The organism is Ruegeria sp. BI11 (assembly GCF_056538005.1).
Genome location: NZ_JBQFSM010000014.1, coordinates 32,904 through 49,112, shown reverse-complemented (window position 1 = coordinate 49,112; position 16,209 = coordinate 32,904). Strand labels below are relative to the sequence as shown.

The following is a 16,209-nucleotide window of genomic DNA, read 5'->3' as shown; positions in this document are numbered from 1 at the left end:
GGTCAGTCTTCCACCACATGGGTGGCAAAGACCTCGCGATATTTATTCCATTTCGCGCGGTCGACCTGCCCTTTGCCGTTGATGCAATCCGCTGCGCCATAGGCCATGGCAAAGGCGTGGTGGGTGTTGTCATGGGCGAACAAACCCTGACGTCCAAATACGAGCAATCCGTCCAGATCTGAGAGCCACTGATCAACCGCATCAAACCGCACCTCGTACCCCACATCATAGACCGGATAGGCGTGGCTCAGCCGCCGGGTTTCGCAGCGGCGGACCGGAACGGTAACCGGCAGACCCAACTGGTCCAACCATTTGGTGAACTCCTGCCCCAGTTCCTCGTCGGACATGGACCACCACTTTTCATCTGGGTCACAGGGCAGTTCGGCACACAGCACGGTCACGCCTTTCGGCGCGCCACTGGCATTATAGTTCTTGGGCTCTGACATCCGGCTGATCGGGATCGACAGTTCCGGGAAGTAATGCGCGTCGAACTCGGTGAACTGGTCTGTCTCGAGCACCAGATACAGCAGGATCATACCCCGGAACCGGATGGCGCGGGCAGCCTCGACCACCTCCGCCGGAGGCGCGTCGATCAGGCGCGTCAGGCCGGTCAGCGGAATGGTCGACAGGATCAGATCGCCGGTCACATGCCGCTCGCTATCGCCGTCGCGGATCGTCAGGCCGGTGATACGGTCGCCGTCCCGGTCAATCCCGGTGATTTCGGTGTTGAACATGAAGGTGGCGCCATTTGCGCGCGCGCTTTCCAGCATCGCGTCCGAGATTTGTCCGAACCCTTTGCGCGGATAGAAGAACCGTCCGGCGGTTTCGCTGCGCAGCCCCGGCAGCAGGCGCAGCATTTTCATCAGGATCTTGCCGACCGATCCGCTGCCGACCCGGCGCTCGGCCAGTTTGACCGCCAACTTGTCCGGGTCCAGCCCCCACAGCTTGCGCACGTAGGGGAAATAGAAATTGTCCGAAATCGTCGGCCCCAGCCCGTCATAAAGCACGGTCGAGAATGTCTCGGGACCCGTGCTTTTCTTGCGGAACGGCTTCAGCACCATGTCCCCTATCAGCGACGCGGCAAAAGGCTTGGGCAGGCGCATCAGCGCATCGGTCAGTTTTAACGGGAAGTGAATCCATTTGCCGCCCAGCCGGATGCGGCCATGCCGTGGGCGCAGCAGCAGATCGTCACCGAGCAAAGTTTTCACATCAGCCAGCACCTCAGGCTCTGCCGCTGGATGAAACCGGTGCGAGCCATAATCGCAGATCACGCCTTCGACCGGGAAAGAGGCCGAATTGCCACCTGCAATGGGTGCGCGTTCGATCACGGTCACCTTTGCCTGCCCGGTCAGGGCGTAAGCGGCGGCCAGACCTGCGGGTCCGGCACCGAGTATGATGATTTCAGGCTTGTCCTCGCCTGTTGGTCGGGAAACATCCGTCACTTGCACTCTTCCTTTTGGGAATTTGCCGGAGCGCTGAACCGCATCCCGGACATGGTCAGAACCAGCGCGCCAAACCCGCCCGCTGTAAACAGAACAACCTGCCAGACCAGCCCGGCGGCAACGACCGCCGGCGCGCTGGCGCCAAAGGGGGCCAGAAAGCCCGCCAACGTTGCCTCGCGCAGGCCCAACCCGTTCAGCGATACGGGTAGAACTGCGATAATCTTGGCCAGCGGCCAGGCAAATATCCACGGCCCGGCTGCCACATCGACACCGGCCGCGATGGCCAGCCACCAGGCCAGCATGACCAGCAGCAGCTGGATCAAAACCGACGCAATGAAGGCAACAGCCAGCGTGCCCGGCTTGCGCCCCATCCCGGCTAGCGCATCGGCCAGACGATGCGCAAAGCCCTTGCCGGGCAGAGACGGAATATAGCGCCAGGGCAGGGGCAGCAGGCGCGGCAGCGCAACCATACCCGCCAGCGCCGCAAGCAAGATCAGCGCCACTGGCACGATCATATGTCCGCCCTCGGCACGTTCCCATGTCAGGACAAGTCCCAGACAGGACAAGGTCAACAAGGCCACCATGTCGATCAGCCGATCCACGGTTGCGCCCGCGACGACCCGTGCCCCGTCTTTCATCGCCGTCTGCGCTATCCCGGCGCGCACTGTATCGCCGCCAATCGCACCGGGCAGACACAGATTAGCGGCCAGACCGGCAAAATGCGCCCGGATGGCTAGCAGGGGCGGAAGCCCCCGACCCAACAACAGCCACCATTTCATCGCCGCACCCACATGGGCCAACAAAAACAGGACCAGTACGCTCAGGAACACCCAGATCGGGATCGCCTTGAATGCCGCCACGATGGCCTCGGCTGGAAGGATCCAGAACAGGATCGCCAGCACCAACGTCGACCCGACCACCCGGATCAGCCAGCGCCGTTGATTTGGATCGGAAAGCATACCGCCGCTCATGTCAGGGTCTGAGGTGCAGCCGCGAAATCATGTCGGCGATCAGCCCCAGAGACCAGATCATGATTGCCGCCAGGAAGGAAAACACCGCTGTTTCGCTGAGGTTCCAGTAGAACATGTCGATAATGAACTTCACCGTGCCCAAAGTGAAAAACGCCAGCCCCAGCGGGATGAACACCCGCAATGGGTTGAACAGGGTACTGATGCGCAGGATCAGGATGATGAAGTTCAGAAAGTCGATCGGCCGGATTTTCGATTTGCCCACCCGTTTGCCGTACTCGATCGGTGTATAGATCATCCGCTTACCATTCGAGGTCATGCACAGCGTGATCGTGGTGGTGAACGAGAAATTCTGTGGAAGCAGCGGCAGGAACGGGATCAGCTCGGATTTGCGGAACACACGCAGCCCGGAATTGAGGTCGTTGATCTTGCGCTCAGCCAGGAATGAGGCAAAGGCGAACAGGAACTTCTTGGCCGGCCGCCGCAGCAGCGGCACGTTCTTCATTGCGGCGCCCCGATCGCCCACCACCATGTCCTGATCGCGGCACATGGCCAGCATCCCGGGCAGATAGCGCGCGGGGTATGTGCTGTCAGCATCCAAGATGGCCACATATTCATACTGCGCCATCCGCACGCCCCGTTTGAGGCTGGCGCCGTAGCCGGAATTGACATCGTTGAAAGTGACGGTGGCGCCACTGGCCTCGGCCTCTGCGCGGGTGTTGTCCTGGCTGGCATCGTCGACCACGATGATCTCGTACGGAATGCCCAGCGGTTCAAGATGGGTGCGCACGTCCTCGACAGTGCCACGGACGGCGTTCTCTTCGTTATAGGCAGGGATGACCACGCTCAGGCTCATGCCTGATGTGTCCGGCGCACCGGTTGTGGTGTTGTCCGGGGTGATCTGCTCGGCAACCTTGTTCATGAAAATGGAAACCCTTTACGTACTTAATATATATTCTGCCCCGCCTCGTTCGTATGGCATGCGTGATATTCAGCGTGTGACGGGCTCAATTCCTTCCGCCGCCTATAGTATTCAAACACAGACAAGCTGAATATAGACAATATTTTTGACCAAATTCGGGTTTTCTAGCATCAAACCTTGTGTGTCATCTGCCGTATTTTTTGCCACCGTGTTGTAATCCTACCCTGTATTTCAAAAATGACAGCAAGGGCTTTGGCGGTATCCATGGAAACAGGCCCGCTCAACCGTGGGGTTTTTTAGGCTGTGGCGCCTTGGCACGATTATTTCCGAAACGGCACCTATAGTGGCCTCTTCACCCCTTTGATCCCAAAGTGGATGAAAACTCCTGCCGTGCAGCGCAGCTTACCGTTGGCGGATTATTGAGACGTTGGCAGGATAAACCAAAGGTCTGCGACTCTTGTCCGAAGGGGTTTGAACAGGGGTTGGCCGTCTCGACAGTATTATCCGTCAACAGCTACGGTGCAGCTGAGAAGGCAGGCGGTTTCGTGTCGCAGCTAAGCTGCGGGAAGGGGTTTGATGACACTGGAACGGCGTTTCACCAGCGGTGTAGCCTGGATGTCCGTCGGAATTTGGGTCGAGCAGGCCTTCAACTTCATCATTTTCGCCATTCTGGCCCGGCTTTTAGGGGTCGAGGCGTTTGGCCTGCTGGCGATGGTGGCGGCATTTGTGTTGTTTTCCGAATTTCTGGTGCGCGAAACGATCTCGGACATCCTGCTGACCCATGATGCGCTGTCGCCCGAACGGTTGAATTCGGTTTTCTGGCTGCTGGCGTTGTTGGGGGCGGTTCTGACCCTCGTGCTCTATCTGGGCGCACCGCTGATTTCGGATTTCTATAAGGAACCGGCTGCGGGTCCGTTGCTGGTCGGCCTGTCCCCAACCGTGTTGATGATCGCATTGACGGCGGTGCCAGTGGCGATCCTGCGGCGCGAGATGCGGTTCCGCGTTTTGGCCATCCGGGCGGCCTTGGGGGCTATGGTCGGAGGGGTTGTTGGCATCGGCATGGCCCTGGCTGGGTACGGAGCCTGGAGTCTGGTTGGTCAGCGGCTGGCGATGACGGCCACCAATATCGTGATGGCCTGGGGCGCGGTATCCTGGCGTCCGGCCTTTCAGGTGTCCCGGGATCATATACGTGAGATCTTGCATTTCAGTCATCGCATCATTGGGTTGCGGGCCGCCGAACTGGCCGCGGTGCAATCCCCGGCGGTTGTCATCGGCGCGGTTCTTGGGCCGGTGCAGGCTGGATATTATTCGATTGCCTGGCGGGTGATCGAGATTGCGTCATTCCTTTTGATCACGCCATTGCGCACCGTCGCTCAACCCGCTTTCGGAGCGGCCAGCGGAGGAGAGGAGCGGGCTGTGGATTTGCTGTTCAAGGTCATGCGGCTGACCGGGTTTGTGGCCTTTCCGGCCTTTGCCGGACTGGCGGTTCTGGCAGAGCCGGCACTGGTGTTACTGTTTGGACAGAAATGGGCTCCGGCTGCCCCGGTTCTGAGCCTGATGTCGATCTTTGGAATGTATCTGTGCGTCGAGAAGGTTCAGCAGACCTATTGTCTGGCTGCAGGTAAGGCAGGCAGACTGGCCGTTTTGTCCTGGATCGAGGTGGCACTGGCGGCGGCTGCGATCTTCCTTGCCGCGCCATACGGGATCACGGCAGTGACGGCGGGTTTTGTTGCCGCATTCCTCATCGTATGGCCGTTTAAATTCGCCAATCTGGCAATGATCTCAGAGCAGCCGGTTCTGGGCCTTGTTTCTATTCATATTCCGCCATTGGTCGCGGCGGGAATTATGGTTGTAGGTGTTTGGGGGAGTTTGCACCTTATTCAAGGTCAGCCGCAAATCATGCTGCTGGTTACAGGAACGCTGTCAGGTGTCGTGATTTACACCGGGCTCGCACTTGTGTTCATGCGCAACAGGTTTGTTTTGCTCAAAGTATTGGCGGGCCAGACCTGAAGCGGCAGGTTTACCAAATGGGTCGTCCCATTCGGAAGGTGACGATGCGCTCGGTTCCATCCTTTTTTGTGAGCCGGGCAGTGATTTCGTTTTCCGAAATGTCAGGTTCATACCGGAAATACGCCTGCGCTGTTGCTTCATGCGGCAGCAAATCGACCGGCTGGGCCGCGTCACCGTTGAATGCGACCGAGGCGGTGTCGACACCCGTTTCCCCGACCAGCAACTCGATATCAAGCGGAGTGCCGTGCCTGAAAGGGGATCTCAGAACCAGGCGGGCCTCAGACCCGGAGGCGTCAATGGGGTGGACGACCGTTGACACCTGGGAACCGGGGCCATGGCGCGCATACCCGGCGAACAGAACGCCCAGCAAAAGCAACACATAAGCCCATCGAAAGATCCCCATCCCGCGCCAGACGCGCCTGAGGGGCCCATACTGCGCGGCTTCGGGATCAAGCCGTGCCGCGAAAATCAGGGCACCGGAAAAGGCAACGCCAATGGCGGCCAATCCCAAAAACACCCAAAGCACTATTGAAAAAGCGCCACCCCAAGTTCCATAATGCAGTACGTTCATCATGTAATTCCAGCGGGCAAGCCCACCGTTATCCTCGGGTGTGAAGGCGCCAAGAATGTCCAGCGTTGCCGGGTCGATGAGGACAACTCTTTCCCCCCAGAATTCTGACACCCCTTTCACGTGATCGATAAACTCGAGGCCTTCAGATATGTCGCGGGGCAGGACCAGGACCGTCGGTTCAAAGTTCGGTAATGCGGCGCGGGCCTGGGCCTCGGCCCGATCAATCAAGGCGGCATCGAAACCGGGCGGAAGGGTGGACGAGCGCGCAACAGGCGATTGTGGAGTGGGGTAGGAACTCTTAAATCCCAGCTCTTCAAACATGAAATAGAAACTGGTCACTGCGATCACAACGATCAAAGGTGTGGCCCAGACAGCGGCCAGCCGATGAAAACCACCAGCCCATGACCGGAGACCACCGGAGCGGGATGGCCATCGGAAAAACCCCTTCCAAAATCGCCGGTAAGTGATCAGTCCGCTGACAATCTGAAAAAACAAGAGGACCGATGTGGAGCAGATCAGAAGGAATACTGCGGTTTTCCCGGTTAGAAATGAGTCATGAAACTCGCGCACAATGCTGCGCAGGTTTGGAGTTGTGGCCTCATAAGCTGCCGCAACCTGTCCAGTTGAAGGGTCCGTCCAGAAATTAACTGGTTCACCCCACCCTGTGCGACCATAAGAAAGCACCGCAAACCAAGGGGCCGGGTGCTTTTCGATTACAAAAACACTGCTTTCGGGATGGGTCCTTTTGATGCCGTCATAGATTGCTCCGAAACTGGCGGTGCGGTCCTCTTTGGCGATGGTTGTCCAGATTCCCGGCCGTCCGATCGACGTGAGTTCGACCCCGGCAACAAGGAACGTACCTGTCAGAAACATAAGGGTAAAAAAGACTGACAGATGCAGCCCCAGCCAGAGGTGAATCCTGAAGAGGATGTTGCGCAGTTTACGGTTCATATGAACAATTAAAGACTATTGAATTGCCCGACACAACAATCGGGCAGGTCCAAAAGGGCAAGTATTTCAGCCGCATTCGCGCAAAGGATTAGGATGAGGCGGTTGTGGTGAATGCCGCGAATTGTGCTACGCATCTGGCGACAGGGCTGACCGGGTTTTTCCAAATCGGCCAATCCTTCGGCGTGCACAATGCAAAGGGTGGGGGCGTATTGTTGATCCTGTTGCCGGGCGTCATTTGATCTGCATCCCTCAATACTTTCAAACGTAACGCGATTTGAACAACTGATCCAAAGAACGCTGGATGGGAATGACCTGTCGAACCGGTCCAAAACTGCTGTGGGTCTCTCTTGCTCTCTCCGTCAGGAACCAAATGCTTTATTAATTCAATTGGTTGCCGGAGGTCAGAAAACAATCCTGCAAAAGGTGATTGCTCATTTCCAAGATGAATGCAGCGTGGTTACGGCCTAAAGTTTTCTGACCCTCGCGCCGGTTTTTCCATCTGGTTGTTAAGTGGCGCGCATATAAAAAACCGGAAAGATGGCATCCTTTTGGGGTAGCCAGATATCTACCCAGGTGAAACGATTCCGCTATTCTGACGCCGAAACAGAAATTGTCTGTGAATCAGAGGGAACCTCTTGTAGCCTGATGCAAAGGTATTGGTATGAGTATGGGTGTTAGTCATTTGAAACAGGATATTGTTCCAGTCGTCATTATTGGTGGCGGACCCGCCGGGCTGACAGCAGCCTATGAGCTTCAGAAATTAAGCGACACGCATGTTCCTCAGGTCTATGAGGCCTCGGACATGGTCGGGGGCATTTCGCGGACCGAAACCCACAAGGGCTACCGTTTCGATATCGGGGGACATCGGTACTTCACCAAGGTACGCGAAGTTGAAGATATGTGGCACGAGGTGATGGGCGACGATTTTATCACCGTTCCGCGCCTCAGCCGTATCTTCTACCGAGGAAAATTCTATGATTATCCGCTGCGGATTTTCAACGCGCTCGGGAATATCGGACCTTACGAGACATACCGGATTATCGGCAGCTACATCAAATGGAAGCTGCGGCCGAAAAAGCAGGAAGACACGTTCGAAGAGTGGGTCATCAACCGCTTTGGCGGGCGGCTGTATATGCACTTCTTCCACAGCTATACCAAAAAGGTCTGGGGAATTTCGCCATCTGAAATCCGGGCCGACTGGGCGGCGCAACGGATCAAGAACCTGTCTTTGCCAAAAGCGGTTTGGAATGCCATCTCAGGCGCCAATGACACGGCCAGCCTGATCGAAGAGTTCCAGTATCCGCGCCTCGGCCCCGGAATGATGTGGGAAAAAGCCCGCGATCTGATCCGGGAAAAGGGCGGCACCGTTCAGATGAAATCGGAAGTGGTGAAGGTGAACCGTGATGGCAATCGCGTGACCTCGGTCGACATTCGCCGGTGGGATGAAAATGACGGACAGAGTGAAAAGATCGAGCGGGTCGAAGGCGAGCATTTCGTCAACTCGATGGCCGTCCGTGATCTGATCCATGCTTTCGATCCGCCGCCACCGCCAGAAATCGTCGAGGCGGCCGACCGTCTGAGATACCGCGACTTTCTGATCGTGACGCTGATCCTTGATCACGCGGACCCGTTCCCTGACAACTGGATTTACATCCACAGCCCGTCAGTCAAAGTGGGCCGTATCCAGAATTTCCGCGCCTGGTCCAAGGAAATGCTTCCTGACCAGAACACGTCGTCAATCGGGATGGAGTATTTCTGCCAGAAGGATGATGGCCTGTGGTCGGCTGCTGACGAAGATCTCAAAGAGCTTGCTAGTAAAGAACTGGAAGAGCTTAATCTGGCCAAAGCCAGCGATGTCATCGATTGTGCCGTGATCCGGCAACCCAAGGCCTATCCCGTTTATGACGGTGACTACAAAGAGGCCCTTGAGACGGTCAGTGGTTGGTTGAAGACGCTCGAAAACTTCCAGACTGTCGGACGCAATGGCTTGCATCGCTACAACAATCAGGATCATTCGATGCTGTCGGCGATGTATGCGGTCCGCAACATCATGGGTGAGGACAACGACGTGTGGGACGTCAATGTCGAACGGTCCTATCATGAGGAGTTCGAAGCCAAGTCCGTAAGGGATGCAACCCGAAGACAAGACACGGACGTTCAGAACCACTATTCGAAAGAGCAGAAGGCCGGTTAAGTATGCCGACGCTATTCCTGCCGGAAGGTATTGCTGCTTTCATCATAGTAAAGAACAGGCCGATCCGGGAAAGCCGCGATAACCGCGGCATTGCTCTCGGGGCCGAGATCTGCGGCGTAGACGGGCTTGTTTGATGGAAACCAGGGATCATTCAGGAAGTACGCGGATGCGAGCTGACGGCCGGTTTTGATCAGTAGAAGCGGTTTTGCACCCGCCTCTGTTTCAGGGAGCGCAAGCAAACGATAGTGGTCACTATAGGCGCGGTGATCGTGATATCTTGTAAGGCCTCTGTAGCTTAGAAAGACCGTGACAGAGAACAGGCACAGGATGAGCAGCACCATGTTCAGCCGGCCTGGCGCGGATCGGAAGCCAGCGGCTTCCAGTCGTGCGCCGATTGCCACAAATCCTTTGGACGAAAGTATCACCAGGGGAATGAGGGTCATGAACCAGTATCTGGGTCCTATGTAAAAGATTGCGACAAACCAATAAAAGGCATGTGCAACGATGATCACCGCTATGATCGCAATCATCATGCAGTCGGTCCCATTCATGCGCCCAAAGAGCAGCAAGGCCCAGACCAGGGCAAGCGATCCCAGCCCCCAACCAAGAAAGTCTGTATGAAGCGCACTGATATTGGCGAGGGTATTCACGACGCTCTCAAACAGAGAATGCTCGTGTTCATACAATTCCATGAAATCCCAACCGGGCACCGGACCTACATTTTGTCCAAACCCAAAAGCGTTGGAGCCTTCTAACCAAAACCGACTCGTGTAGTCCGACAATGGCGTGAGGAGCGGGTCTCCGGTGAGGTAGGCATTGTAAAGGAAGATCAGACCGCCGACCGCCACACAACCCGCGCTGTAACTGAGCAGGGTGAGCGGATGACGTAATACGCCACCACGCCATAACAGAAATAGGCCGGTCATAATTCCAAGCAGCAAACCATCAAGGTTACGTGACAGAAATATCCACCCCATCGCCAGACCAGCGACAAAAACCATCAAGACTGCTGTTCCCAGCCTGGTCTCTTCGGCTTTGAGGATGCAGAGCCAGGCAAGCAAGAGAAGGAACAATGTAAGGGTGTGGGCCATAAAAGACGCGGACATTGCGATAAGCCAGGGGGATGTCGCCAACAACAAAGTACCAATTGCCGCCAGACGGGCGTCCGTTAATCTTCTCAATACGCCGTAGGCCAGAAGGATCGACGCGGTGCCGAGGGTGGGATTGACCAACCAGGGTGCTCCGATCAGAACACCCACGGCCAATACAGCGGGCCATCCGGGCGTCACGACGGAAATCCAGCGTTCATTTTGGGTTTCCATCAGAAAATGGGAAAATGCATCACGGGCAGCTTCTGGTAAAGCGGGCACAAACAGCGCGCCGTTTGCGTAGGTTCTGGCTTGGAAAATATATGCAAGTTCGTCCTGAACATGCATAATCCGCTCAAAAGAAAACCATGCCAATAGAAGTGTTGCAGCCAGAAAACCAGCCGCCAGGCAGCACACCCATCGCCAGCCGGTTGGCAGGGTTATGCCTTTGGGAAGTGTCAACGCGATTGCGATGACTGTTGCCAGATTTGCGGCAATAAGGCCTGTGCCAACTGTTAATTGCACAATGTAGCCGCCGATATCATCCAAACGAAGATAGTTGAGAATCGGAACTGTGAATGCGCCGCTTAGCAACAGGAATAGAACAATCCGCATTATACCGAATGCATCGGTGATGCGTTGCAGTGTACCGCGATCTACGCGCGATAAGATTACAGCAAAAGAGATTATGGCCTGTATCAACACTAGGCCCAACATCGCCGTTTCAATTGTCGAGCGTGGCGGAAGATAAAGCTCGGGATACCAAAGCGGCTCAGTTGCGTAGAGTTGGGCAGCCCCCCCTATGAACAAAAGTAACGTCAAAAGGCCCGATAGCATTGCGCCCCATAGTGTAAACAAGGCCATAAGGATCAGCGCCCAAGCCGCCATCAGCAGCCACCAACGGGCCAGTTCGCGCAAATCAATGAACGTATGCTGCACGGCAAGTATGAATGCCAGTATTGCGGCCAGGCTGGCCAAGGCTGCACATGTGATCCGCCATCGCTGCGTGGGTCGTGGCGGAATATCGTCAATCGTGCCAGTTGTACCCATCTATACTAATATCCTTCGCGAACTCTTTAACCATATTCAACTGTCATACGCGGCAAAGTGCCTAAAATCAGAAACGTAAGAATGATAAGGTTGAGGCATAGTTTCGCGCAACAGTATGGTTCCATAAGTCTGCGGTTTTTAGCCCCGGAAAATTGAGCTGACCCGAGAAAAGCTAGAAAGCTTTTGTCGCGACCCTTGTTGCGTTTGCCATCAGCGTGAATGTCAGGTTCTTGGATGGCAGCGCCGGAAAGACCGATCCATCGACAACGAACAGATTCTCAAAGTCGTTTGAGCGGCAATTCTGCGTGACAGTAAATTCACCCCCCGTGGGTGAAATCGGCAATGTCCCAGAGTAATGCACGCTGGCTCCGGGGCTGCGTATTTGGGTCATGCCGGGAACAAGCGGAGCCCCAAGATCGCGCATAAACCGCTTTAGCCGTGACAGCGCATCGGCAATTTCCTGATCCTGTCCCTCGGGAGATCGATACGTCAGCGACAGTGCGGGCCATCCGCCTGCGTCCTTATGAGGATCGAGGGTCGCGTAATTTTCCGCCCGGCGGGTGTCATTGAAATTCAGGTTCACGACCCCCAGCGCTGACCGGATCGTTCTGAATATCTGCCGCCCGGCATTCATGCCCAAGGGGATTTGCGCAATGACCGGGTGGGCGCTGCCGGTTGTCATCGTTGTGATCTGCCCGTGCACGAATTTTGCAGGCTGCCCGGCCTCCATGCCGACCGCCAGCTGATGGTATTGATAGGATGACGGGTCATAGCTGTGACCGAACATGGACAGGTTCAAGAATGGGGCCAGCACTTGCTGATTGTCCATGAGACCCGGCAACCTGACGATTTCGCCCGTGGCCTTGTAGATCGTCCTGAGAAACAGGTTGGCGCTGCTGATCGTTCCCGCGGCCAGCACAAAAGCCTGCCCTGTGATTTCTTCAACCTCTCCGTTGGTGGAGTAAGTGACCAGACTGTCCAGTTCCTTTGATCCCGTGGTGACGAAATGGCTTGCAAAGCGACCCGATGCATAGGTGAAACGGGGGTGCTTTCTTAGGACGTTCAATGTCAGGGACGGCGTATAAAATGCTCCGTTGGGACATCCCCACAGGCAGCGGCCGCATTTGGTGCAGGCATCGCGCGCGCCAAGGCTGCGTGACAAGGCAGCCTGCCGCGATCGGCCCAGGCGTATACCAGGATGCTTCTGCCCCAGCTTGTCTCGCCGGATCTGATATTTTTCGATCAGGGCTGCGCTGCTTTGGTCCAGTGAAATGGGCTCGCGCAAACCGTCATGCATGGGATACCAGCGCATCAGATCATCGGCCTGCCCACCGATCCCGATCCGCTCGGCAACCTTCGCATAATATGGCGCGATATGATCGTGACCGAAGCCAAAGTCGCGTAGATCGTCATCGTTGAACGCATAGGCCCCGCCAGTCCAGCACTCCGCCAGACCGCCCGCAGCAAAAGACACAAGCGAGGACATGCCATCCGATTGCATACTGAAACGATCAGGGTGTTGAAAGACATAATCTTTGGACGCTGGCAGGCCGTAATATTCATCGTTTTGATCGGCGGCGGCTGCCGGCAGGGTCACTGCATTGTAGTGCTCACCCAGAAAATAACGCACGGCATCGGGGTGGGTTGTTTTCAGATCAAAAAACCCGGCCTGCGGAAGCGGCGTATCGGCACCGGTCTTTCCCATGTCGACAATCGTCACATCATGCCCGCGTTCCAGTGCGGTCAGAGCGAAATGTACCCCGCTGGGGCCTGATCCCACGACAACGACATGCATCTTATTCTGAACCTGCCGTCGGTGCCGGGGCCGATCGATTCATCCAAAAGCGCACTGGAAGAAACAGCAGAATCCCAGCCAATGTAGCGGCCCCGGACGAGATACCGACACCGGCCAGCCGCAACAGTGCCCGGATGGGGCCGATATCTGGTGATCCGTCAAATGACAGGTGTGTTGCCGCGTCATTTTCCAGAATTGCGGCGCACAGAACCTGCCGTCGACGCAGCGCACCATGCCGGTCTGCAAACCCACAGAACCCGTCCACAAGCCACAAGCCGATCCCACCGCGGCGAGCAAGGGACAGAGACATCTGGTCAAACCGGCTGCCTTCATTCAGCATGCCAAGCTCGCTCAGCGCGTTGGAATAATGTCGGATCGCGGCCTCGGTTGGCTCTTGCCCGGTCATGTGTTTGCCAAGCGCTTTCGCCTCGGTTTTTACATCGTCTTGTGACGTCGCGGGCCCAAGAGGGGCAGTTGGCCCATCCTGGTCGTCATTTTGGGAACCCGCGCCGATCTGATCATGCAGCGTTGCCATCTGCGGCTGCAAAGCTTCCACCAACCAGTTCGGTGATATCGTGGAGTCATTACCAAAAACTGCAAATTGCCCTGCCGTCGCAGGCATCACCGGACGTGCAAGCGGTTCCAGTATCGCCAGCGGCCACTGCACCAATCGAAGCGGCAGTTTCATGATCCGTGGCGTTCGCCCAAAATGCAGCTGCGCTATTGTGCTTAAGAACGCCTGCATCGGCACCACATCCGGCCCTCCGAACTCCAGCACTTCATTGTTGAATGCGTCGCGGTTAAGGATTTCGATGATCCCCCGCGCGACATCTTCAACAGCAACCGGCTGAACACTGACAGGGCCGCCTTTCTGCGGCAGAGGCACAACCGGCAAACCCGCCAATGTGCCCATGGCATCCGCGATCGGGGACCCTTTGCCAAGGATCAATGTCGGTCGCAGGATTGCGTATAGCAAACCGGACTCCATGAGATCCTGCTCAGCCTGCGCCTTCGCGGCAGCATAAGGATAAAAGGACTTGTCCGTATATCCGGCTGCTATGGAACTGACGAACAGAAAGCGTTTGACGCCCTGCGCTACGCAGGAGGAAATCAGATGTTTCGTCGCCTGCCGGTTTACCCGCTCATGCTCTTGCTTTGATGCTTTGCCGGTCAGCGCACCAAGATGAAGAACCGTTTCAATCCCATCGAGAGCCGCGCGATAGCTGTCTGGGTTTTCCAGATTTCCAACGCAGATTTTCACCCCATCGGGAAGGTCTTTCCCGCGGGCTGCATCGCGCACAAGAACACGTACCTGCCAGCCCTGGTCAACAAGAACCGGCAATACATGCTGCCCCAGAAACCCTGTTGCTCCGGTGAAAAAGATCGTGCGTGTCATGACGAAACCACCTGATCGGCGTCCTGCCTATTTAGTTGCAGGACAATAATCATGACTGCAAACAGGGCCAAAAAAGCACCAATTGTCGCTAGGCGTGAACTTGGAAATATCTCTACATCTGGCGCATGAAAGGCCCATACTTGGGCAAGATTTTCCGAACGCCAGATCAGCAGCGCCCCAAGTGCGGCGCATGCCGAACTCAACCACCCTCCTGTGAAAAGCAGTGCCAGCGGAACGGCGAGTAATACAAAGTCATAAATATGCAGCGGCGCGACCGCGACGATGATGGCGCTTGTAAGCCCATATATCTGCCAGGCCCTGACCTTGGGGTCGATTGCCCGCGTCATGCACCCGGGACCAACACAAAGCAGCAAAACGAAAATCAGCGCGATCACGGCGGCTGCGGGGTTTCCAATGTCAATATCGGTCAGCTCCCACAGAACCAGCCGGACCCCGGTCATGGATTGCGGAAGATTGGCGGCCGTGAACCCATCATATGCCCCCATGTTGTGCATGAAATCGAAGATGGAACTGTGCGCCGTCGCCAATGATGGCAGCATGAGGAGGATTGAAAGCCCAAACGCGATGGCAACCACCTTGCGCGAACGCGGATCAAGAAAAAGCAGCAAGATCGCAATTGGCGCCCCGATCTGCGGCTTGAGCATAACCAGGGTCAGCCCGACCGCTTCGAGGAAGAGGTTCGTGTTGACCCTGCTCCAAAGCATGAGGGCAATCCCAAACCCTATGATCAGTGTCGTCTGCCCGACCGAAAACAGGATTGCGGTGGCCTCCAGCAGCGCCATGAGAAAAAACAACACGCTGAAGACGGGGAGGAAACTCAAACCCCCGGCGCGCTCGGCGATTGCCTGACCGTGCCCGGGGAACGCCCTTAGGAACGCGCTGGTCGCCAGACCGCAAATGGCCATGACAAGAACAATTCCGCAGATGTTCCAGGCAACATTCGCCGCATTCAAATCCAGCGCCCCGAAGGGCGTGACGAAAGCCCACCATGTTGGCGGATAGACCCACATGATCGGTATATGCCCCGTATCGATCTTGGCAGCACCTGTCGCCTCATAGCTGCTGCCATACGGGTTTATGCCATCAAGCCACATATCCCCCGCCAGCCAGATGTAGCGAAAGTCGAACCCCGGCATATCCGCCAACTGTACGATCTTGAACATCAGGTAAGCAAGCGCCAGGCCGCACAGGATGATTGCAAGGCAAAGGACGGCGAATTTCGGAACATGGATGGGTGCGGGTGTCTCTGACGGTCTGTCCGTAGGGCGGATTTCCATCGACTCCGTCATGCCCTCGAACTCATCCATCAAAAATCACCGTCACTGAACGCCCAGATCTTGCTCATGACGTAGGTAAATGTCGGCACAATCGCGATCATGACACCTAGCGACACCCAATAGGGTTGCCCAAACATATCTGAGACGGTGAAAACGATAATCTGGTTCAGAAACAAGTTAATAACTGAAATTACAAAGAACTTCGGCATCGACCTTCGAATCTGCCCGGGCGACCGGAAGGAATAATTCCGATGACCAAAGTAGGACACGAAGAATGCCACCGAATACGCCACAAGGTTGGCATCGAACGGATCAAGGCCGCCAAGGTGATGTGCAATCAGCCCAACCGCGACATGAACAGCTGTGACGATCCCCCCCGTCACTACGAAGGTAACTACGCTTCTGACCGACATGCCAATCCGCCAAATTTAATGCATCGTGCATTTTGCCGAGTGATCGCCCGGAATACAAAAACAGGGGGGGCGGCTACTATTGCCCACGGTTGGAGGATGATCGCTTTCGTC

11 protein-coding genes are annotated in these 16,209 nt (G+C 56.2%); 2 read left to right on the top strand and 9 right to left on the bottom strand.

Features of this window, described 5'->3' with window-relative positions:
* Positions 1–2: 2 nt before the first annotated feature.
* The 3 genes from ACR0DT_RS21635 to ACR0DT_RS21625 are packed head-to-tail and all read right to left on the bottom strand — an operon-like array spanning position 3 to position 3,332.
* A complete protein-coding gene (locus tag ACR0DT_RS21635) occupies positions 3–1,442 on the bottom strand; it encodes a protoporphyrinogen/coproporphyrinogen oxidase (protein WP_480712751.1) in 1,440 nt (479 codons plus the stop codon).
* Positions 1,439–2,401: a lysylphosphatidylglycerol synthase transmembrane domain-containing protein gene (locus ACR0DT_RS21630; protein WP_480712750.1), complete on the bottom strand. Its 963-nt coding sequence runs from the start codon at positions 2,399–2,401 to the stop codon at positions 1,439–1,441. The genes ACR0DT_RS21635 and ACR0DT_RS21630 overlap by 4 nt, the downstream gene beginning before the upstream one ends.
* 13 nt (positions 2,402–2,414) lie before the next feature.
* The gene (locus ACR0DT_RS21625) at positions 2,415–3,332 is read right to left on the bottom strand and encodes a glycosyltransferase family 2 protein (protein WP_480712749.1); all 918 of its coding nucleotides are present in this window, start codon (positions 3,330–3,332) and stop codon (positions 2,415–2,417) included.
* Between the two features lie 576 nt (positions 3,333–3,908).
* On the opposite strand from ACR0DT_RS21625, the gene ACR0DT_RS21620 reads away from it, so the two are divergent.
* Positions 3,909–5,342 carry a lipopolysaccharide biosynthesis protein gene (locus ACR0DT_RS21620; protein WP_480712748.1) on the top strand — a complete coding sequence of 478 codons (1,434 nt, stop codon included), beginning with the start codon at positions 3,909–3,911 and terminating at the stop codon, positions 5,340–5,342.
* A 10-nt stretch (positions 5,343–5,352) separates the two neighbouring features.
* Here the strand turns inward: ACR0DT_RS21620 and ACR0DT_RS21615 are convergent, their stop codons facing one another.
* Positions 5,353–6,864 carry a PepSY-associated TM helix domain-containing protein gene (locus ACR0DT_RS21615; protein ID WP_480712747.1) on the bottom strand — a complete coding sequence of 504 codons (1,512 nt, stop codon included), beginning with the start codon at positions 6,862–6,864 and terminating at the stop codon, positions 5,353–5,355.
* Positions 6,865–7,546: 682 nt separating this feature from the next.
* Between ACR0DT_RS21615 and ACR0DT_RS21610 the strand changes: the two genes are divergently transcribed.
* Positions 7,547–9,058, top strand: a complete 1,512-nt coding sequence (locus ACR0DT_RS21610) for an NAD(P)/FAD-dependent oxidoreductase (RefSeq protein WP_480712746.1) — start codon at positions 7,547–7,549, stop codon at positions 9,056–9,058.
* A gap of 11 nt (positions 9,059–9,069) precedes the next feature.
* Here ACR0DT_RS21610 and ACR0DT_RS21605 read toward each other — a convergent pair whose 3' ends face one another.
* From ACR0DT_RS21605 to ACR0DT_RS21585, 5 genes are all read right to left on the bottom strand, one after another.
* Positions 9,070–11,196: a glycosyltransferase family 39 protein gene (locus ACR0DT_RS21605; protein WP_480712745.1), complete on the bottom strand. Its 2,127-nt coding sequence runs from the start codon at positions 11,194–11,196 to the stop codon at positions 9,070–9,072.
* A gap of 172 nt (positions 11,197–11,368) precedes the next feature.
* Positions 11,369–12,991 (bottom strand): GMC oxidoreductase, encoded by a 1,623-nt coding sequence (locus tag ACR0DT_RS21600; RefSeq protein ID WP_480712744.1) that lies wholly within the window; start codon positions 12,989–12,991, stop codon positions 11,369–11,371.
* Between the two features lies 1 nt (position 12,992).
* Entirely contained in the window at positions 12,993–14,387 is a 1,395-nt protein-coding gene (locus ACR0DT_RS21595) for an SDR family oxidoreductase (RefSeq protein WP_480712743.1), read from the bottom strand.
* Positions 14,384–15,715 carry a glycosyltransferase family 87 protein gene (locus tag ACR0DT_RS21590; RefSeq protein WP_480712742.1) on the bottom strand — a complete coding sequence of 444 codons (1,332 nt, stop codon included), beginning with the start codon at positions 15,713–15,715 and terminating at the stop codon, positions 14,384–14,386. The genes ACR0DT_RS21595 and ACR0DT_RS21590 overlap by 4 nt, the downstream gene beginning before the upstream one ends.
* Positions 15,715–16,098: a GtrA family protein gene (locus ACR0DT_RS21585; protein WP_480712741.1), complete on the bottom strand. Its 384-nt coding sequence runs from the start codon at positions 16,096–16,098 to the stop codon at positions 15,715–15,717. Before ACR0DT_RS21585 ends, ACR0DT_RS21590 begins: the two co-directional genes overlap by 1 nt.
* Between the last annotated feature and the right edge of the window lie 111 nt (positions 16,099–16,209).